This is a genomic window from Halorubrum sp. Hd13, assembly GCF_002252755.1.
Taxonomy (GTDB): Archaea; Halobacteriota; Halobacteria; order Halobacteriales; family Haloferacaceae; genus Halorubrum.
In genome coordinates, this window is record NZ_NHOY01000092.1 from 22,045 (window position 1) to 40,255 (window position 18,211).

Consider the following 18,211-nt stretch of genomic DNA (forward strand, 5'->3'; position numbering starts at 1 on the left):
CCGCGGCCGCGACGCCGCCGACCGGCCGGCGGCCCCCGATGCCGCCGAAGGTTTGAACACGCGCTCCGTCGACCTCGCGGTATGGAGACTACCGACTCCCCGGGCGGTACGATCGCCGACGGGGTCGACGCGCCGACCGTCGCCGAAGCGGTCGTCGACCACATGCTCGACCGCGGGGTCGACGTCGCCTTCGGGATCCCCGGGAAGCAGACGCTCCCGCTCAACCGAGCGCTCGCCGATCGCGACGCGCGGTTCGTGGTCGCGCGCCACGAGACGGCAGTCACCCACCAGGCGTGGGGGTACGCCGAGACGAGCGAGCCGGGCGCGATGGCGGCGACGGTCGTCGTCCCCGGGCCGGGAGATATGAACGCGATGAACGGGCTGAAGAACGCCCTGAACGACTGCGTCCCCCTCCTCCACCTCGCCGTCGAGACGGAGCGCGAGGTGCGCGGCGGCGACGGAATCCACGAGACGCCGCCCGAGACGTACGACACGGTCGTCAAGGAGAACGTCCTCGTGGACTCGCCGGCGGGCGCCGTCCCCGCCGTCGCCGACGCGATTCGCGTCGCTCGCGAACACCCGCAGGGGCCGGTTCGTGTCGGGATCCCGAAGGACGTCCTCGCGAGCCGGACGCCGCAGCCCGCGGTCGGAGAGCGGTCGCCGAGCGCGCCGCCGGCCCCGCCCGCCGACGCCGTCGACCGCGCCGCGGAACTGCTCGCGGGGGCCGACGCCCCGGCGATCCTCGCGGGCGGCGGCGTGCGACGGGCCGGCGCGAGCGACGCGCTCCGGTCCGTCGCGGAGGCGCTCGACGCGCCGGTCGCGACCACGTACAAGGGGAAGGGAACGCTGCCGGAGACGCACGCGCTCTCCGCCGGCGTCCTCTGCGGCGGGTCGAGCACCGACCTCCGGGAACTGCTCGGCGCGGCCGACGTCGGGCTCGTCGTCGGGTCCGACCTCGACGCGGTCGCGACCGCCTCGTGGTCGGTCTCGATGCCGGACCGGCTCGTCCACGTCACCCTCGACGGAGACGACGTCGGATTCGGCTACGAGACGGAACTCGGGGTCGTCGCCGACGCGGACGCGTTCCTTCGTGCGCTCGACGATCGTCTCGACCAGGGCCGGGAGGCGGACCCCTCGCCGCCGGTCTCGTCGTCGCCGGCCTCGTCGTCGCCGGCGGCGGACGGGGCCGAACTCGACGGCGCCGAGCGGGCCGGTGCGGTCAGGTCGGCCGACGAGGAGCGGTTCGCGACGCTCGCCGACGGGCGGGCCCCCGACGACCCGCTCCGGTCCGTCGAAGTCCTCCGGGAGGTCCGGGAGGCGCTCCCGGACGAGACCGTCGTCACGGCGGACGCGGGCGGGTTCCGGCTCTGGACGCTCGTCTCCTTCCCGGCGTCGGGGCCTCGATCGTACGTCAACCCGGGGTCGTGGGCGACGATGGGCACCGGGCTCCCGTCGGCGATCGGCGCGAGGCTCGCCAACCCCGACCGCGACGCCGTCGCGCTCACCGGGGACGGCGGACTCATGATGTGCGTTCACGAGCTACACACGCTCGCCGCCGAGGACCTCGACGTGACGGTGGTCGCGCTCAACAACGACGACTACGCGATCATCAGCGAGGAGGCGTCGCGCTCGTACGACTTTCCCGAAAGCGCCTACGGGTGGGCGGACGCGGGCCTCGACCTGGTCGCCGTCGCGTCCGGGATGGGCGTCCCCGCGGAGCGGGTGACCGACCTCGACGCGGTCGGGGACGCGGTCGACGCGGCCCGGCGCCGCGACGGCCCCGCGCTGGTCGAGGTCGTGACTGACGCGGCGGAGCCGCAGGCGAGCGAGTGGATGACGCGGGACCGCCCCGTCGACGAGGAGCGATAGCCGAAGGGACGCGAACGGCCGCCAGTCCCGTCGATGGTCCCCGTCAGAACGTTTCACGCCTCGCGTTTCGGGTATCTGAAGCGAGATATATACGGGCGGGACGGCGACGGTCCGCATGCGCAATCCGTGGGTCCACGACGACGTGCCGGAGGCGGCCGGCTCCGGGTACGGCGGGCGAGTGCAGCTGCTCGGTGCGGTCGTCTGGGGGGCGCTCCTGTGCGGCGTCGGCGGGACCGCGCTCCTCGTCGGGACCGGGACGGTCGAACCGGCGCTCGCGGCGTCGCTGCGGTCGGCCGTCACCTACGTTCTCGCCGGGGCGGCGTCGGTGCTCCTGTTGCCTCTCGTCTTGCGGCTTCTCGCCGTCTCGCGGCTGCTCGCTGCGGTCGCCTTCCTCGCCGGCGCGTGGCTGGTCGGGGGGTTCGTCTGGAGCCGCGAGTCCGAGCGTATCCTCGGGACCCTCCCGGGCGAGGGAGGTCTCGGCCCGGGCGCGGAGTCGTTCGGTGGTCTGTTCGAACTGGCGGAGACGCTCTTCGCGCTCCTCTGAACCGCCCGCGCCCCGGACTGCCGGCGATCGCGACCGGGTGAGTCGGAGCGTGAACCTTAACAACATTCGTTGTGAATTCGGCGTATGACTCACGCGAACGACATCGCCGTCGGCATCGTCGGCCTCGGCGGGATCGGGAAGCACCACGCGACGAAGCTGACGGAACGCGGCGCGAACCTCGTCGGCGGCATGGACATCGACGCCGACGCCCGGCGGCGGTTCCACGAGGAGTTCGACGTCCACGCGTACGAGAGCGAGACGGACCTGTACGAGGACTGCGACGCCGTCCTGATCACGACGCCGAACCGCTTCCACGAGGAGTACGCCGTCTCGGCGCTGAAGGCCGGCCTCGACGTGCTCTTGGAGAAGCCGCTCGCACACACGGTCGAGAGCGCCGAGCGCATCGCCGCGGCCGCCCGCGACGCCGAGGGGTTCTGCATGGTCGGGTTCAACAACCGGTTCGCGGAGCCCGTCCAGGTGATCAAAGGCTACCAGGACGAGGGGCGGTTCGGCGAGACGACCCACGTCGAGGCGAACTACGTCCGCCGCCGGGGAGTCCCCGGCCGCGGCTCGTGGTTCACGTCGGGCGACGTCGCCGGGGGCGGCGCGCTCATCGACATCGGCGTCCACGCCGTCGACCTGGCGCTGTACTTCCTCGACCACCCGGAGGTCGTCGAGGTGTCGGGCGAGACGCGCTCCGAGTTCGGGAGCCGGGACGACTACGCGTTCGTCCACATGTGGGGCGACGACAACGGCGCCGAGGGGTTCGACGTCGAGGACTCGGCGTCGGCGTTCATCCGCGACGCCGACGGCAACACGGTGTCGCTGGAGGTCGCGTGGGCGACGAACCGACCGACGAACGACGAGTTCGTGATCCGCGGGACGGAGGCGGGCGCGACGTTCGACCGCGGCAGCGACGAGCTCACGATCCACGAGGCGCGCTCCTTCGACGGCGACAGCCACCACTTCTCCGACACCGAGGTCGAGACCCGCGAGGGCGACAGCCACGGGGCCGAGCAGTCGGCGTTCCTCGAAGCGGTCGCCGCGGGCGAGGCGCCCGCGATCAACACGATCGACGAGGCGCTCTCCGTCCAGCGCGTCATCGACGCAATCTACCGATCCTCGGAGCGCGGCGAGGCCGTCCGGCTGGACTGAGGCCGGCCCGGTCCCGCCCTCGGCCCGAGTCCCCGCCGTCTCCGGCTCCCGCTATCCGAACCTATTCGGTTCTCCGGTTCCTCCTCGGAAGCAATCCGTGACACGCGACGCCGGCCCGACCCCGCCCTCCGAACGCATCGTCAGCCTCGACGCGCTCAGAGGGTTCGCCCTGCTCGGAATCCTGCTCATCAACGTCTGGGTGTTCGCGATGCCGGAGGCGTCGCTGTTGAACCCCACCGTGTACGCCGATTCCACCGTCTACGGCGACTTCACAGGCGCGAACTACTGGGCGTGGTTCGCCGGCCACGTGTTCGCGCAGTCGAAGCTCATCACGCTGTTCTCGGCGCTGTTCGGCGCCGGAGTCCTGCTGTTCGTCGGGAGCAAAGAGGAGAAGGGACAGGACGCGGTCCGGCTCCACTACCGGCGGACCGCGGTGCTCATCGCGGTCGGACTCGCGCACGCGTACCTGCTGTGGTACGGCGACATCCTCGTCGCCTACGGCTTCACCGGGCTGTTCCTGATCACGGTCCGCGACACGGACGCGAAACGGCTGGCGGCGCTCGGCGGACTCTTCCTGCTGTTCGTTCCCGTCACGGAGCTGTTCGCCGCGGTCAGCATCGGCGGCGACGCGATCGCGTCTCAGTGGGCGCCGAGCGAGGCCGCCCTGCGCCAGGAGGTGGCGACCTACCGGAGCGGCTGGCTCGAACAGATGGACCACCGCGTCTCCGCCTCCTTCCAGCGACAGACGTCCGGCTTCATCGGGTCCAGCTTCTGGCGCGTCGGCGGCGTGATGCTGCTCGGAATGGCGCTGTACCGCTGGGGCGTGCTCACCGGCGAGCGCTCGGCGCGGTTTTATAAGCGGCTCGTCGCCGGCGGGGTCGTCGGCGTCGCGGTCGTCGTCGCCGGCGTCGCCTACATCGAGGCGAACGACTGGAGCGCGGGCGCGGCGCTGTACTGGCGTCAGTTCAACTACTGGGGGAGCCTCCTCGTCGCCGGGGGCTACGTCGGGCTCGTCATGCTGTACGCGAAGCGGCGGCCCGACGGTCCGGTGACGAGGACCTTCGCCGCGGTCGGCCGGACCGCGTTCACCAACTACCTCCTCCAGACAGTGCTCGCGACCTCGATCTTCTACGGCCACGGCCTCGGCCTGTTCGGCTCCGTGAACCGCGTCGAACAGTACGGGATCGTCCTCGCCATCTGGGTCGTGCAGGTGGTGCTGTCGGTGGCGTGGCTCAACTACTACCGATACGGCCCCGTGGAGTGGGTCTGGCGGACGCTGACGTACGGGGAGCGGCAGCCGCTGAAGAATCCGAACTAATCGAATTTCGCTGGCCGTCATTTTCCCGGTTCGATCGTAGTCTGTGTATATGTCGTTGCCGTCGTTGGCACGACGAACCCCTCCGGCGGCTCGGTTATAAATAATCGAACACGCGTCGACGGTGAAGGCATCCAAGGCTCCAGCCGTGAGGCGCGCCCCGCACCGCAACCGCAGCCTCACGCCTCCCCAGCCTCGCCGCTGGCACCCTCCGCTTCGCTTCGGGAGCCAGCGACTCCCTCGCGCGCGCTCTCGCCGGCGGCTACGCCGCCGGCTGTCAGAGGGACCTTCGGTCCCTCGCTACTCGCGGCCTCCGGCCGCTCAAAAAGCACGCGCCACCGCACGCTTATTAAAATAAGCCGTCAGTCAGGACACGTCGACGACTCGGTTCGACAGCGTCCCGACGCCCTCGTAGGTGATCTCGACGCGCTCGCCCGGTTCGACGAGCCCGGGGTTCGCCGGGCTCCCGAAGGCGACGCAGTCGCCGGGCTCGAAGGTGAACCGCTCCGAGAGGTACGAGACGATCTCGTGGGGACCGAACAGCATCAGCTCGGTGTTCGCGTCCTGACGCTGCTCCCCGCCGACCGTCGTCGAGATGTCGAGGTTCGTCGGGTCGACGTCGGTCTCGATCCACGGGCCGAGGGGCGCTGAGCCGTCGAACGCCTTCCGCGCGGTCCGCCCCTGCTGGTCGAGCGCGTCGACGTCGTTCATCACCGTGTAGCCGCGGACGACCTCGGGAACGTCCTCGGGGGCGACATCCCGGCAGCGCTCGTCGATGACGGCGACCAGCTCGCCGGCGTACGTCAGCTCGTCGGTCCACTCGGGGTACGCGATCGACTCGCCGTGCGCGAGCAGGCTCGCCGGCGGTTTGATGAAGAAGTCGGGCTCCTCGGGCCGCTCGTACTCCATCTGATCGAGTGTCTCGACGTAGTTCCGTCCGACGCAGTAGAGCGCGCTCGGGTCGCAGGGCGGGAGGAGCCGCCCGTCGCGACCGACCTCGTAGCGGCCGTCGTCGTCGACGATCGTCCCGTCCTCGTAGCGTCCGGAGACCGGTCCGTCCGGCGTGAGCAGGCGTGCGAGTCGCATGGCGGCACGTCCACGCGGGGGCGTCGAAAAGGCGTCGGTCGCGGTCAGTCGTCGTCACGGTCGATCGCGGTCAGTCGTCGTCGCGGTCGATCGCGGTCAGTCGTCGTCGGTCGCGGTCCCGATCACCACGCCAGACCGGATCTCCAGCGCGGTCTCGAACTCCTCGCGCCGCGTCCGACCCGAGCCCGCCCGCTCGACAGCCGTCTCGTGGGCGCGGGCGACGGCGTCGCGCTCGCGGTCAGTGAGTCCCAGCCGCTCCCCCACGCTCTCCCAGTGGTCGGGCTCCACAAGGAACGTCTCGCGGTCAGGCTCGGTCGCGATGCGCTCGTATCGCCGCCTGTACTCGGCGATCCGCGGACCTAGGTCCGCCTGCACGCGGGCGAGGAGGGAGGGGAGCCGCTCGGCGGGGACGCTGGCGAGCGCCGCCGTCTTGACCAGCGCGGTCCCGTCGATCGGGTAGTCGCCGTTCGGCGACGTCGACCCCGTCCCGGGTGACTCCTCGTCGCCGGCCATCAGCCTCCGGCCCGCATCGCCTTCTGACGGTACTTCGGGAGGAGTTCGGCCAGCGCGTCCGGGTCGCCGACGAACTCGGCGGTCACTTCGGTGAGTCGAATCGCAGCCGCGGCCGTCACCGTCTCGGCGCTGAGCGCGACGCGCCACCCGTCGCCATCCACGCGGGTCGCCTCGGCCGGGTCGTCCGTGCCCACGAGCGTCCCGCCGAGGTTGACGAGGTAGTGGGCCGCGAGCCGCCGGGAAATCCCGCGGTACGCGACCGTCTCGCGCTCCCAGCCCTCCTCCGCGGGCGGGGGACCGTCGACGGGCTCGGTCCCGCCGCTCGCCTCGCCGTCGGGGGTCATGCGCCGCCCGCGACCGGCGGGAACACCGAGAGCCGGTCGCCGTCCTCCAACGCCGTCTCCAGCCCGTCGAGGTGAAGCACCTCGCGGCCGTTCTTGAGCACGTTGATCTGGGGGGCGAGGCCGCCGTCGACGACCAGGCGACCGTTCATCCCCTCGTACTCCGCTTCTAGCTCCCGCAACACGTCTCCGACGCTCGACCCGTCGGCGAACTCCGCCTCGACGATTTTCCCGCCGGCGGCCTCGCGAAACGTCGCGAAGAACCGCAGTTCCAGTTCCATATGCGCGTAATCGGTCCGGACCGACATAAAACGGTCCCGAGAAGCGGGGAGGAACCACACCGCTCGTGCGATGTGGTACCATAGCTTTAGGTTCCACCGGTCCGTCCGATCACTCGGAAATGTCAATCAAGGCGTACGATTACGCGGTCGTCGGCGCCGGGTCGGCGGGCTGCGTGGTCGCGCGGCGGCTAGTTGAGCGGGGGAACGACGTGATTTTACTCGAAGCGGGGGCACCCGACGAGAACCACGAGGAGCGGATCAACACACCGGTCCGCTTTCCGGAGCTGTTCAAGTCCGAGGCCGACTGGGAGTACTACACGGAGCCGCAGCCGGAGATGAACGACCGCCGGCTGTACCATCCCCGCGGGAAGACCCTCGGGGGGTCGAGCTCGCTGAACGCGATGATCTACAACCGGGGCGTTCCCTGGGACTACGACAACTGGGCGTCGATGGGGAACGACGGCTGGAGCCACGACGAGATGCTCGACGCGTTCAAACGGAGCGAGGACTTCGTCGGCACCGGAGACGAGGAGTTCCACGGGACGGGGGGACCGCTGACCGTCGACGACCTGTCCGACCCGCACCCGGCCTCCGAGGCGTTCGTAGACGCGGCCGAGGAGTGCGGCATCGAGCGGAACGCCGACATCAACGGGCGACGGCAGACCGGTGCGGGACTGTACCACGTGACGCAGCGGGACGGGAAGCGGTGCAGCAGCGCCGCGGCGTTCATCAAACCGGTACTGGACCGCGCCGGGCTGACCGTCGAGACCCGCGCACACGTCACCGGTATCCGGTTCGACGACGCGAACCGCGCCGAGGGCGTCGACTACCGACGCGACGGCGAGACGCACGAGGTCGACGTCGCGGAGGAGGTGGTGCTCAGCGCGGGGGCGTACGACACGCCGCAGCTACTGATGTGCTCCGGCGTGGGGCCGGCAGAGCACCTTCGCGACCACGACGTCGACGTGGTCGCCGACCGACCGGGCGTCGGCCGTAACCTCCAGGACCACCTGTTCAGCTTCGTCGTGTACGATCGGACCGACGACGAGCCGCCGGCGCCGACGTCGAACATCGGGGAGGGCGCCGGGTACACCTACGTCGACGACGACGAGCCGGCGCCGGACCTCCAGTTCCACTTCTGTCCGACGTACTACATGAACCACGGCTTCGACAACCCCGACGGGCTCGGGTTCTCGATCGGCGCGACGCAAGTGCGGCCCGAGAGCAGGGGGCGGGTCGAGCTCGCCTCCGACGATCCCACCGATGACCCCGTCGTCGATCCGCGGTACCTCTCGGCCGAGCCGGACCTCGAGGTCCTCCGCGAGGGCGTCAAGCGGGCCCGTGAGATCGCTCGGGCCGACGCCCTCGACCCGTATCGCGGCGCGGAGGTCTGGCCGGGCGAGGACGTCGAGACAGACGCGGAGATCGAGGAACACGTGCGCGAGACCGCTCACACGGTGTACCACCCGGTCGGGACGTGTCGGATGGGGGACGACGAGTCGGCGGTCGTCGACGATCGGCTCCGTGTGCACGGCGTGGACGGCGTCCGGGTCGCCGACACGTCGGTGATGCCGACGATTCCGAGCGGCAACACCAACGCGCCCGCGATCGCCGTCGGCGAGCGGGCGGCGTCGCTGCTCGAGGCCTGACCGGCCGGTTCGCCCGGCGGGACCGCGTTCGGAAGGGGACTACAGGTCCGAGAGCCGGATCCCGTCCTCGACGAGCCGGAAATTCCGCTCGCGACCCAGCTCGTCGCCGAGCCACTCGTGTTCGTACAGCTGTCCGATCAGTTCCACGTAGAGGTTCCGCCACGCGATGGCGTAGATCGGGGACTGCCCCCACGCGCGCAGTTCCGGAACGAACTCGTGGTACGTGCTCGCCTGCGTCTCCATTCGCTCGACCGCGTCGGCGACGACCTCGGCCGCCTCCGCGGGCTCGGCGCCCTCGATCTCCTCGTTGATCCGCGACTGAATGCCGGCGATGGCGCGACGCATGTCCTGTTCGGCGGTCTCGTCCTCCTCGGGGAGCGACTCGACGACCCCTCGCGGCACGCCGAGCTCTATCTCTGGCATACCGAATCGTCCGGCGGCGACGCTCAAAAAACCCGCTCACCGATCCGCCGCTCGACGGGGGCCTCCACGAGCCACCGACCGGTGAGCGTCCCGACCCGATCACGCGCGGCCGCCGGGTCGGTCGATACCGACTCGTCTCCCCGCTGCGGCCCGTAGGCGCCGAACCCGGCGTGATTGACCCCGTCGAGCTCGATCACCCGGGCGTCGTCGGGCAGGTTCGACCGGCTCTCGCGCTCGCGGTCCGCGTCGATCACCCCGTCGGCGCCCCCGAGCACCGAGAGGACCCGCAGCCCGCTCTCTGAGACGTCGCTGTCGCAGTAGGCGGCGTGGAGGACGAGCCCGTCGAGGTCGACGGCGTTGGCCGCCGCGTACCGACAGGCCATCGCGCCGCCGAGCGAGTGGCCGCCGACGTACCACGACTCGACCGCCGGGAGCGCCGCCCGCGCGTCGTCGGCCCGGTTCGGTCCGAGCACCGCGAGGTTCAGCGGCACGTCGACGATCACGACGGCGACGTCTCGCCCCGCGACCGTCGCCGCGGCGGTCGGGACGTAACTCTCCGGGTTCACGCGCGCGCCGGGATAGTAGGCGAGTCCGACCGTCTCCGCGGTCACCGGCCCGCTCCGAACGACCGTCAGCCCGTCGAGCCGCTCGACGGTGACGGCCGACGAGGACTCGACCGCGTTCACCGCCGCCTCCTCCGGGCCCGCGCCGACCGCGAAGTAGAGCCCGGCACCGGTCGCGAGAACCGCCGCACCCAGCGCGATCACCGCGACGGCGACGGCGACGGTGCGGCGGGCGGGGAGCCGACCCGTGTCGTCTCCCTCGGGGCTCACGGGGTCGGCGCGGCCTTCTGGAGGGCCGTCTCCGCGATGTTGCCGCCGTAGTCGGCCGACCGGAGGACGGAGTCGACGACGAGCCCGAGCAGCTGCGCGCGGGCCGGGTCCAGGTCGCGGAGGAGTTCGTCGATCGCGCGCACCCGTTCGTCGATCGCCCTGACGCCCGTGCGAGCGTCGTTCGCCAGCCGCGTCGCCTCGTCGCTGTCGTCGGCGAACAGCGCGTCCATCGCGGTGTCGATCACCTCGACCGCGTCGCCGTGGAGGTCGTTGACCGCCTCGACGACCTCGTCGGGAAGCGGCTCGTCGATGCTGAGCGTCAGGTGGCCGATCTTCGTCGCGTGGTCGCCGATCCGCTCCAGCTGGCGGGCGCTGGAGTGGTAGTCGAAACACTCCTCGCGCGGGAGGCCGAGCTCTTCGGCCGCCTTCGGCGTGCGAAGCGTCGCGCGGAAGATCCGGGAGACGACGAGCCAGAGCCGATCGAGGTCGTCGTCGCGGCCGATCACGTCGCGGGCGAGGTCGTGGTCGAGATCGGAGAGCGCGGCGAGCGCGTCCTCCAGCATCGACAGCGATATCAGCCGCATCCGGGTGACGGCGTTGTGGATCGACAGCTCCGAGGAGTCGAGCAGGTCCTGGATGACGACCCGGTCGCGCGTCTCCTCTAACACCTCCAGGCCGACGAGGCTCTGGACCGCCTCGCGGATGGCGGAGCGCTGCTCAGTGGAGATCCCGGCGCCCTCCAGTTCGATCACGTCGAACCCGCTGACGTACATCGTCGTCACCGCCCGGGTGAGCGCCTGCCCCGAGAGGTCGGTGACGTCGAGCGTCCCGCGGGTGCGCTCCTCCTCCGACCGCGGCGTGAGGAACAGCGAGTCGCCGTCGGGGAAGAACTCGATCTCGGTGCCGGCCTCCACGCCGTTTTCCGTCGCCCACGTCTTCGGGATCGAGACCGTGTACGTCGAGCCGCCGGTGACCTGCACCTTCCTCGTTTCCATGTATACAGATCGCACACGATATCCCTTAAGTTTATTCAAAATATATACTCCGTATGCGCCTCGAAAATCCGGCATAAGTCGTATCTCAGCGGCCTTAATTCGGATAGAAGCCGCGGACGAGACCTAACTATCGGTTGTCTTATAAATATTATATATGTCTATATATTTATTCCGCGGGCCGCGCGGGACGCCGACGTTCGAGGGTGAACCCCGGGCTTGAGGCGGCGGGGCGCCGATCGTTGCGTCATGCCAGTCGCGACTGTCGGCGAGACGGCGTCCCACGAGGTACAGGTCACGGAGGAGGCGATCGACGCGTTCGCCGAGCTCTCGGGCGACGAGAACCCGATCCACCTCGACGACACGTACGCCGCGGAGACGATGTTCGGCGGGCGCGTAGCCCACGGGATACTGTCTGCGGCGGCGGTCTCCGCGGCGCTCGCGTCGCTCCCGGGCGACATCGTCTACCTCGAACAGGAGCTGTCGTTCGAAGCGCCAGTGCGCCCGGGCGAAACGGTCAGGGCCGCCGTCGAGGTCGTCGAGGACCTCGGCGGCGACCGACTGCGGGTGCGGACGGAGGCGTTCGTGGACGCGCGCGAGGAGCGCGTCCTCGACGGGGAAGCGACGATACTCTCGGTGGCCCACGAGGACGACTGACCGCGCGGACCGACGCCCCGACGCACAGCGGGCCCGCTACCCGTGCCAGCGGAGCACCGTCGCCGCCCACGTGTACCCGGTGCCCGCGGCGAGGAAGCAGACGAGGTCGCCGTCTGCAAGCCGACCGTCGGCCAGCCCCTCCTCGACGGCGAGCGCCTGATCGACGCTCTGGACGTGGCCGTACTCGTCGAGGTAGTAGCCGTCCCGCTCGGGGTCGAGCCCGAGCTCCTCCAGCACCAGGTCGTGGAAGGACCGCTTCATGTGCGTGAGCGCGACGAAGTCGAGGTCGGTCCGCTCGAACCCCGACCGCGACAGCGCCTCGTCGGCGACGGAGCGGAACGCCGGCAGCGAGACCGGGCCCAGTCGCTCCTTCATCCCGTCGGGGTCGGGGACCTGCAGCGCGTGGAGCCCCTCGCGCACCGTCGCCTCGCTCGGCGGGCGCTTCGACCCGCCAGCGGGCATCACGACGTCGTCGGCGAAGGAGCCGTCCGTCTCGGCCGCGCTCTCGTGGACCGTCGCGCGGGCGCGGTCGCCGGGGTCGGCCTCGACGACGAACGCGCTCGCGCCGCTCCCGAAGTTGAACATGAACGACGCGTCCTCGTCCTCGTAGTCGACGAGGTCCTCCTCCCGGCTCGCCGAGACGAGCAGCGCGGTGTCGGTCTCCTCGACCGCGAGCTGAGCCGCCGCCTGCCGGAGCGCTATCGGGGCGCCGGCACATAGCGTGTAGCTCTCGGTGGCGTAGGCGTTCTCGGCGCCCAACGCCTCGGCTATCGCGGCCGCGGCCGACCACACCACGTGGTCTTTGAACTCCGAGCCGTGGTAGAGGAGGAGGTCGACCGCGGTCGGGTCGACGTCGGCGTCCGCGAGCGCCTCGCGGGCCGCCTGCTCGGCCATGTCCGTCGCGTGGTCCCCGTCTCGCGGGCAGACGTGCTTCTCGGTCACGCCCATCTTCTCGACGACGACCTCCTCGGGGATCCCGCTGATCTCGGCGATCTCCGCGCCGGTGATCGTGTCGGGCGGCACGTACGTCCCGAGGCCGGTGATTCCGACCGTCATCGGCGGTACCTCCGTAGCCGCTCCGGCAGGCGCTTGCCGACGGTCCCCCCGAGCCGGTCGCGCACCGTGCCGAGGATCCCGTTGGGGACGAACAGCACGAAGAGCACGAAGACGATCCCGAGGTAAAGCGGCGCTCGTCCGGCCAGAGCGGTGTTGACGAACAGCTCGACGCTGAGCCCGAAGACGTCGGTCTCGAGGACGGTCGCCGGGACCCCTTCACGGATGTAGGTCGCGAGACCGCCGCTCTCGGTCGAGAGCACGTCCTCTAGCCACTGGTGGAACGCCGTGCCGAACAGCGGTCCCGCCAGCGTGCCGAACCCGCCGATGATCGTCGTGATCAGCGCGTCGGCGGTGACGAGGAAGAAGTAGGAGTTGTCCGGCGACACCGACCGGGCGTACGCGGCGAAGATCCCGCCGGCGACCGCCCCGAAGAAGCCGCTGATCGCGAACGCGGCCAGTTTGAACCGGTAGGTCGGATAGCCGACGGCGCGGGCGCGCTCCTCGTTCTCGCGGATGGCGACCATCACCCGCCCGAACGGCGAGTGGAGGATCCGCTGCATCGCGAAGTACGAGGCTAAGACGACGGCGCCCAGCGCGTAGTAGGAGACCACCGTCGCGGAGACGTCGATCCCCAGGCCGAGTAGATTCTCGACGCTGGTGCCGGTGAGCCGTCCGACCCGGAGGCTCAGCGCGTCGACGTACGGGACGCCGATCGCGAGCCCGTCGCCCCCGATCGTCGCCCCCTCTTGGGGGTTCGTGGAGACGTACCCCCACGAGCGGATCAGCTCGTAGATCACCTGCGCGAACCCGAGCGTGATCATCGCGAAGTACACCCCCGTGAGCCGGAACGAGACCGAGCCGATGACCAGCGCCAGCAGCGCCGCGAGCAGCGCGCCGAGCAGCAGCGTGATCATGAACGGCGTCCCGCCCGGGATCCCGGGGATCTGCCCGTTCGCCGCGAGCACGACGAAGTACGCCCCGGTGCCGTAGAACGCGGCGTGGCCGAACGAGAGGTAGCCCGTGTAGCCGCTGACGAAGTCGAAGCTCATCGCGAACAGCCCCATGTACAACACGGCGATCATGAACGTGATCCCCGGGAGGAACGCCGCCGTCTCGGCCGCCAGCGGCGACGACTCCAGCGCGCCGTTGACCGGCGGGTACAGGAAGAAGACGAGGACGACGGCGGCGTGGACCGCGTGGTCCCGGGCGTAGTCGGCGAGGGTCACGGCGCGGTCGACATCGCTGACTTCCGCGTCGTCGCGCCCGGCGTCGGCCCCCGCGTCGTCGGCGGAGGAGTCGGGGTCGCTAATGGCCGCCCACCTCCTCGACGCCGTAGAGGCCCTGCGGCCTGACGATCAGCATGCCGACTAACAGCAGGAAGATCGTCACCTCGGAGAGGCCGGAGAAGGTGACGACGCCGGTCGTGAACAGCCACGTCGTCACCGAGTCCGCGATGCCAACGATCCCCGCGGCGACGACGGTGCCGCGGAAGCTCCCGAGCCCGCCGATGATCACGACGACGAACGCGTACAGGAGCACGTCGATGCTCAGCAGGACGCTCGGCCCCCAGATCGGGTCCCACATCAGCAGGACCCCGCCGACCGCGGCGAGGCCCGTCCCGACGCCGAAGACGACGGTGAACGCCCGGCGGACGTCGATCCCGAGCGCCTGCACCATCTCGGTGTCCTCGCTCCCGGCCCGGATGTATAATCCGTACAGCGTCCGGGTGAGGAACAGCCAGACGGCGACGAGGACGACGCCGCCGATCAGCACCTCGAACAGGTAGAGCCGCCGCACTGCGATCCCGAGGAAGTCGGTCCGTCCCAGCAGCACGTCCGGCGCGGTACCCATCGGCGCCTGCCACTGCGGGTCCGGCTGGATGCCCCGCAGCGTCAACACGATCCGCGCGACCTCCTCGATGATCAGCGAGACGCCGAACGTCAGCAGGATCTGGTAGGTCGGCGTGCGGTCGTAGATCGGTCGGATCAGCTTCAGCTCGATGAGACTGCCCGCCGCGGTGGTGACGGCGAAGACGATCGCCATCGCGGCGAAGAAGACGCCGATCGTCGCGAGCGTCCCCGTCCCGGAGCCGACGACCAGAACGAGCACGAGCCCGCCGAGGTACGCGCCGACCATCGTGACGGCGCCGTGGGCGAAGTTGAGCACGCCCATCAGCCCGAACACGAGTGTGAGCCCCACCGCGATGGTGAAGTAGACGGCGGCCTTGCCGAGCCCTTCGACGAGGACGCGGACCGCGGTCCGGAGCCCGTCGGCGGCGCCGCCCGTCGCGAGCAGCGGGGCCGGGTCCGCGACGCCGAGGGAGAGCGCGGTCGCGCTCATGCGGTGAGGTACCTCCGGATGCGCTCGTCCTCGCTCGTGACGCCGTCGGTGTCGCCCTCCTCGACGACGACGCCGTGGTCGACGAGGTAAAACCGGTCGGCCAGGTCCATCGCGAGCCGGAAGTTCTGCTCGACGAGTACCATCGTCGTGTCCGCGGAGGCCGCGCGGAGCGCCTCGACGACGTCGCTCACGATCTGCGGCGCGAGCCCCTCGCTGGGCTCGTCGACGAGCAGCAGGTCGTTGTCGCCGAGCATCCCGCGGGCGATCGCGAGCATCTGCTGTTGGCCGCCGCTGAGGTCGCCGGCCTCCTTGTCGGCGAACCGCTCAAGGGCCGGGAAGAGGTCGTACGCCTCCCCTATCCGGGCGTCCGGGTCGGCGGCGGCGTGGGCGGCGACGCGGAGGTTCTCCGCGACGGTCAGGTGCGCGAACACCCGCCGGTCCTCCGGCACCCACCCCATTCCGCCGCCGGCGATCTCGTGGGGCTCGCGGCCGGTGACGTCCTCGCCTTTGAATCGGACCGTCCCGCGCCGCGGCGGCGTCAGCCCGAGCGCGGTCCGTAGCGTCGTCGTCTTGCCGACCCCGTTGCGACCGACGAGCGCGACGATCTCGTCGTCTTCGACGGTCAGGTCGAGCCCCTGCAGGATGTGGCTCTCGCCGTAGTACGTGTGGACGCCCTCGAACTCCAACACGCTCACCGGCCGCCACCTCCGCGGTTCGGCGTTCGCCCAGACGCTCGGCCCCGTTCGGCCGGCGGGGCTCGCCCTGTCGGCCGGTCGACGCGACGACCGCCGTCGGTCGCCGCCGCGGAGCCGTCGCCGTCGGTCCCGCCGCTCTGCTCCTCGCCTGTGGCGTCGCCCTCGCGGCCGTAGCCGCCGAGATACGCCTCCCTGACGGCCGGGTCGTTCCGGACCGACTCGGGCGGGCCGTCGGCGATGAGCTCGCCGCGGTGGAGCACCGCGATTCGGTCGGAGATGCCCATCACCACGTCCATGTTGTGTTCGATCAGCATCACGGAGTGGTCGGCGGCGACGTCCTCGATCAGCGCGACCACGTCGTCGACCCCCTCGCTGGAGACCCCGGCGGTCGGCTCGTCGAGCAGGAGCAGGTCCGGGTCGCCGGCGAGCGCGACGCCGACCTCCAGGCTCCGTTTCTCGCCGTGACTGAGGTTCTCCGCGACGGCGTCGGCCGCTCCATCGAGTCCGATCCGGTCGAGGATTTGGTGGGCCTCCTCGTAATGCGCGTCGAACGACCGAACGTTGCGCCAGAGCTTCCAGGCGTCGCCGCCCCGCGCCGCCTGCGCCGCGATCCGGACGTTTTCCAGCACCGTGAGCGTCGGGAAGAGGTTCGTGATCTGGTACGACCGGTGGATCCCGGCCAGCGCCGTCTCGTGAGGCGAGGCGTCCGTTATGTCGCGGGTGCCGACCCCGCCGTCTCCGCCCTCGCCGGCCTGGCCGCCCTCGCCGGCTCCCGCGCCCGGTGCGAACCGGATCGCGCCGTCGGACGGCTCCAACACTCCAGTGAGGAGGTTGAAGAACGTCGTCTTCCCGGCGCCGTTCGGGCCGATGAGCGAGCAGAGCTCGCCGGACTCCAGCGCGAAGTCGACCCCGTCGACCGCCGTGATCCCGCCGAACCGCTTCGTCAGCCCGTCGGTTTCGAGCAGCATCACAGCGAGCAGCTGGCGTCCTCCTCGGGGACCATGACGTCCTCGGCGTCGAGCCGTTCGAGCGGCTCGCCGGGCATGATGGGCGCGTCCCACGTCTCGGCGAACTCGTCGCTCGTGGGGACCGGCCAGGCGACGGTCATCTGGGAGGCGCCTTGGTTGTTGTGGCCCTGGAAGGTGTAGCCGTCGGCGCCCTTCGGCGTGTCGGCGACGGTCATCCCGCGCAGCGCCTCCGCGACGTCGGCGCCGTCCGTCGACCCGGACTCCGTGACGGCCTGCGAGAGGGCGGAGGCGGCGGTGAACGTCCCCGAGCTGAACAGGTCGGGGACGATGTCGTACGCGTCGATGTGCATCTGTCGGAACTCCTCGTTGATCGGGTTCTCGTACTGGTTCCAGTGGTACCGGCTGGTGAACGGACCGAGCCCGGCGTCCTTGATGTCCTGCTCGGTGAAGCCCTCGCCGAGCGCCGACTCGATCGTGCCGCCGATGAGCTGGGTCGTCAGCAGCGCCGCGAACCCGCCGAACACCTGCACGTCGAACGAGATCGCCGAGGTGAGGAACTGCGGCAGCGTCGACGCCGTGAACCCGCCGACGACGCCGGACGCGCCGTTCGAGACGGCCTCCTCGAAGAGCCCGTCGAACTCGGAGTAGCCGACCTCGACGAACCGCGGCTCCAGCACCTCGACGCCCTGACTCTCGAGGACCGCGGTGTAGTTCTCCGCGACGCTCTGTCCGAAGGCGTTGTCGGACGCGAACACCGCGACCGTGTCGATGTCGAAGTTCTCGGCGACGTACGTGCCGCCCGCACGCGCGTCCATCGCGGTGTGCTCGCTCGCGCGGAACGCCAGCGGGTGACAGAACTCCTCGTTCACCGTGATGCCCGCGTCGGCCGCGGGACCGATGAGGTACGGGACCTCGGACTCGTCGACGACGGTGTCGATCAGGCGCCGCGCGCTGTCCGAGGACGTGCCCCCGAAGAGGACGTCGACGTCCTCGTCGAGCACGAGGTTCGTCGCGACGTTCTGTGCGGTGTCGGGGCTGAACTGGGTGTCCTCGACGATGATCTCGTAGGTCGGGCCGTCGTCCGTCTCCAGCGTGTAGGTGCCCGGCGTGAGCTCCTCGATCGGATCGACGTCGTGTTTGTACGCCAGCCCGGAGTAGAACCCCATGAGGCTGATCTGGCCGTAGTACTGGAGGTCACCGGAGGTCGGCTGCAGCGCCCCGATCCGGAGCGTCTCCCCGGAGAGGTCTCCGCCGTCGCCTCCGTCCTCTCCGTCGCCGGATCCCCCGTCTTCGCCGTCGCCGGAGCCGCCGTCGCCGCCGTCGCCGCTCCCGCCGTCGCTCCCGTCGCCGCCGTTTCCGGAGCAGCCGGCGAGTCCTGCGAGTCCGACTCCGCCGACCGCGGCGCCAGTTCGTCGAAGATACGACCGTCGCGTGGTTACGTCTCGCATACGCATACCGATGAGACACACCGGCAAAAGGGGCCGAGTTAAGATG

General features: G+C 70.4%; 19 protein-coding genes. 6 read left to right on the top strand and 13 right to left on the bottom strand.

Annotation, left to right across the window (positions count from 1 at the left end):
* The first annotated feature begins 81 nt into the window (after window positions 1-81).
* The 4 genes from DJ81_RS11900 (at window position 82) to DJ81_RS11915 (ending at window position 4,886) form a co-directional block, all read left to right on the top strand.
* Window positions 82-1,869: a thiamine pyrophosphate-binding protein gene (locus tag DJ81_RS11900; RefSeq protein ID WP_094589868.1), complete on the top strand. Its 1,788-nt coding sequence runs from the start codon at window positions 82-84 to the stop codon at window positions 1,867-1,869.
* A 115-nt stretch (window positions 1,870-1,984) separates the two neighbouring features.
* Window positions 1,985-2,413, top strand: coding sequence for a hypothetical protein (locus DJ81_RS11905; protein WP_094526448.1), 429 nt, complete (start codon window positions 1,985-1,987; stop codon window positions 2,411-2,413).
* An 84-nt stretch (window positions 2,414-2,497) separates the two neighbouring features.
* A complete protein-coding gene (locus DJ81_RS11910) occupies window positions 2,498-3,568 on the top strand; it encodes a Gfo/Idh/MocA family protein (protein WP_094589870.1) in 1,071 nt (356 codons plus the stop codon).
* 97 nt (window positions 3,569-3,665) lie between these two features.
* The gene (locus tag DJ81_RS11915; RefSeq protein ID WP_094589872.1) at window positions 3,666-4,886 is read left to right on the top strand and encodes a DUF418 domain-containing protein; all 1,221 of its coding nucleotides are present in this window, start codon (window positions 3,666-3,668) and stop codon (window positions 4,884-4,886) included.
* Window positions 4,887-5,249: 363 nt separating this feature from the next.
* On the opposite strand, the gene DJ81_RS11920 is transcribed toward DJ81_RS11915, so the two are convergent.
* From DJ81_RS11920 to DJ81_RS11935, 4 genes are all read right to left on the bottom strand, one after another.
* The gene (locus DJ81_RS11920; protein ID WP_094589874.1) at window positions 5,250-5,969 is read right to left on the bottom strand and encodes a fumarylacetoacetate hydrolase family protein; all 720 of its coding nucleotides are present in this window, start codon (window positions 5,967-5,969) and stop codon (window positions 5,250-5,252) included.
* Window positions 5,970-6,065: 96 nt separating this feature from the next.
* Window positions 6,066-6,482, bottom strand: a complete 417-nt coding sequence (locus tag DJ81_RS11925; RefSeq protein WP_094589876.1) for a hypothetical protein — start codon at window positions 6,480-6,482, stop codon at window positions 6,066-6,068.
* The gene (locus tag DJ81_RS11930) at window positions 6,482-6,826 is read right to left on the bottom strand and encodes a hypothetical protein (RefSeq protein WP_094524139.1); all 345 of its coding nucleotides are present in this window, start codon (window positions 6,824-6,826) and stop codon (window positions 6,482-6,484) included. Before DJ81_RS11930 ends, DJ81_RS11925 begins: the two co-directional genes overlap by 1 nt.
* Window positions 6,823-7,104: a ubiquitin-like small modifier protein 1 gene (locus tag DJ81_RS11935; RefSeq protein ID WP_094524140.1), complete on the bottom strand. Its 282-nt coding sequence runs from the start codon at window positions 7,102-7,104 to the stop codon at window positions 6,823-6,825. Before DJ81_RS11935 ends, DJ81_RS11930 begins: the two co-directional genes overlap by 4 nt.
* A gap of 119 nt (window positions 7,105-7,223) precedes the next feature.
* On the opposite strand from DJ81_RS11935, the gene DJ81_RS11940 reads away from it, so the two are divergent.
* On the top strand, window positions 7,224-8,753 hold the full coding sequence (locus DJ81_RS11940) for a GMC family oxidoreductase (protein WP_094589878.1): 1,530 nt from the start codon (window positions 7,224-7,226) through the stop codon (window positions 8,751-8,753).
* Between the two features lie 39 nt (window positions 8,754-8,792).
* Here the strand turns inward: DJ81_RS11940 and DJ81_RS11945 are convergent, their stop codons facing one another.
* The 3 genes from DJ81_RS11945 to DJ81_RS11955 are packed head-to-tail and all read right to left on the bottom strand — an operon-like array spanning window position 8,793 to window position 11,004.
* Window positions 8,793-9,176, bottom strand: coding sequence for a hypothetical protein (locus DJ81_RS11945; protein ID WP_094558008.1), 384 nt, complete (start codon window positions 9,174-9,176; stop codon window positions 8,793-8,795).
* A gap of 23 nt (window positions 9,177-9,199) precedes the next feature.
* Window positions 9,200-10,009, bottom strand: a complete 810-nt coding sequence (locus DJ81_RS11950; RefSeq protein ID WP_212589841.1) for an alpha/beta hydrolase — start codon at window positions 10,007-10,009, stop codon at window positions 9,200-9,202.
* Window positions 10,006-11,004, bottom strand: a complete 999-nt coding sequence (locus DJ81_RS11955) for a phosphate uptake regulator PhoU (protein ID WP_094526455.1) — start codon at window positions 11,002-11,004, stop codon at window positions 10,006-10,008. Before DJ81_RS11955 ends, DJ81_RS11950 begins: the two co-directional genes overlap by 4 nt.
* 246 nt (window positions 11,005-11,250) lie before the next feature.
* Between DJ81_RS11955 and DJ81_RS11960 the strand changes: the two genes are divergently transcribed.
* Window positions 11,251-11,658 carry a MaoC/PaaZ C-terminal domain-containing protein gene (locus DJ81_RS11960; protein WP_094589880.1) on the top strand — a complete coding sequence of 136 codons (408 nt, stop codon included), beginning with the start codon at window positions 11,251-11,253 and terminating at the stop codon, window positions 11,656-11,658.
* 36 nt (window positions 11,659-11,694) lie between these two features.
* On the opposite strand, the gene DJ81_RS11965 is transcribed toward DJ81_RS11960, so the two are convergent.
* The 6 genes from DJ81_RS11965 to DJ81_RS11990 all read right to left on the bottom strand — a co-directional run bounded on the left by DJ81_RS11965 (window position 11,695) and on the right by DJ81_RS11990 (window position 18,165).
* Complete coding sequence (locus DJ81_RS11965; RefSeq protein WP_094589882.1) at window positions 11,695-12,714, bottom strand: 3-oxoacyl-ACP synthase; 1,020 nt, start codon at window positions 12,712-12,714, stop codon at window positions 11,695-11,697.
* Entirely contained in the window at window positions 12,711-13,940 is a 1,230-nt protein-coding gene (locus tag DJ81_RS11970) for a branched-chain amino acid ABC transporter permease (RefSeq protein ID WP_094526458.1), read from the bottom strand. Before DJ81_RS11970 ends, DJ81_RS11965 begins: the two co-directional genes overlap by 4 nt.
* Window positions 13,941-14,019: 79 nt before the next feature.
* A complete protein-coding gene (locus tag DJ81_RS11975; protein WP_094524147.1) occupies window positions 14,020-15,054 on the bottom strand; it encodes a branched-chain amino acid ABC transporter permease in 1,035 nt (344 codons plus the stop codon).
* A complete protein-coding gene (locus DJ81_RS11980) occupies window positions 15,051-15,749 on the bottom strand; it encodes an ABC transporter ATP-binding protein (RefSeq protein ID WP_094524148.1) in 699 nt (232 codons plus the stop codon). Before DJ81_RS11980 ends, DJ81_RS11975 begins: the two co-directional genes overlap by 4 nt.
* A complete protein-coding gene (locus DJ81_RS11985) occupies window positions 15,746-16,717 on the bottom strand; it encodes an ABC transporter ATP-binding protein (RefSeq protein ID WP_094589884.1) in 972 nt (323 codons plus the stop codon). Before DJ81_RS11985 ends, DJ81_RS11980 begins: the two co-directional genes overlap by 4 nt.
* The gene (locus tag DJ81_RS11990; RefSeq protein ID WP_094524150.1) at window positions 16,717-18,165 is read right to left on the bottom strand and encodes an ABC transporter substrate-binding protein; all 1,449 of its coding nucleotides are present in this window, start codon (window positions 18,163-18,165) and stop codon (window positions 16,717-16,719) included. The genes DJ81_RS11985 and DJ81_RS11990 overlap by 1 nt, the downstream gene beginning before the upstream one ends.
* Window positions 18,166-18,211: the final 46 nt, after the last annotated feature.

Excerpts from the sequence above, each read along its gene's own strand:
- DJ81_RS11935 (WP_094524140.1), bottom strand. The coding sequence starts at position 7,104 with ATGGAACTGGAACTGCGGTTCTTCGCGACGTTTCGCGAGGCCGCCGGC.
- DJ81_RS11960 (WP_094589880.1), top strand. The coding sequence starts at position 11,251 with ATGCCAGTCGCGACTGTCGGCGAGACGGCGTCCCACGAGGTACAGGTC.
- DJ81_RS11965 (WP_094589882.1), bottom strand. The coding sequence starts at position 12,714 with ATGACGGTCGGAATCACCGGCCTCGGGACGTACGTGCCGCCCGACACG.
- DJ81_RS11925 (WP_094589876.1), bottom strand. The coding sequence starts at position 6,482 with ATGGCCGGCGACGAGGAGTCACCCGGGACGGGGTCGACGTCGCCGAAC.
- DJ81_RS11975 (WP_094524147.1), bottom strand. The coding sequence starts at position 15,054 with ATGAGCGCGACCGCGCTCTCCCTCGGCGTCGCGGACCCGGCCCCGCTG.
- DJ81_RS11930 (WP_094524139.1), bottom strand. The coding sequence starts at position 6,826 with ATGACCCCCGACGGCGAGGCGAGCGGCGGGACCGAGCCCGTCGACGGT.
- DJ81_RS11900 (WP_094589868.1), top strand. The coding sequence starts at position 82 with ATGGAGACTACCGACTCCCCGGGCGGTACGATCGCCGACGGGGTCGAC.
- DJ81_RS11910 (WP_094589870.1), top strand. The coding sequence starts at position 2,498 with ATGACTCACGCGAACGACATCGCCGTCGGCATCGTCGGCCTCGGCGGG.
- DJ81_RS11945 (WP_094558008.1), bottom strand. The coding sequence starts at position 9,176 with ATGCCAGAGATAGAGCTCGGCGTGCCGCGAGGGGTCGTCGAGTCGCTC.
- DJ81_RS11905 (WP_094526448.1), top strand. The coding sequence starts at position 1,985 with ATGCGCAATCCGTGGGTCCACGACGACGTGCCGGAGGCGGCCGGCTCC.
- DJ81_RS11920 (WP_094589874.1), bottom strand. The coding sequence starts at position 5,969 with ATGCGACTCGCACGCCTGCTCACGCCGGACGGACCGGTCTCCGGACGC.
- DJ81_RS11940 (WP_094589878.1), top strand. The coding sequence starts at position 7,224 with ATGTCAATCAAGGCGTACGATTACGCGGTCGTCGGCGCCGGGTCGGCG.
- DJ81_RS11990 (WP_094524150.1), bottom strand. The coding sequence starts at position 18,165 with ATGCGAGACGTAACCACGCGACGGTCGTATCTTCGACGAACTGGCGCC.
- DJ81_RS11955 (WP_094526455.1), bottom strand. The coding sequence starts at position 11,004 with ATGGAAACGAGGAAGGTGCAGGTCACCGGCGGCTCGACGTACACGGTC.
- DJ81_RS11985 (WP_094589884.1), bottom strand. The coding sequence starts at position 16,717 with ATGCTGCTCGAAACCGACGGGCTGACGAAGCGGTTCGGCGGGATCACG.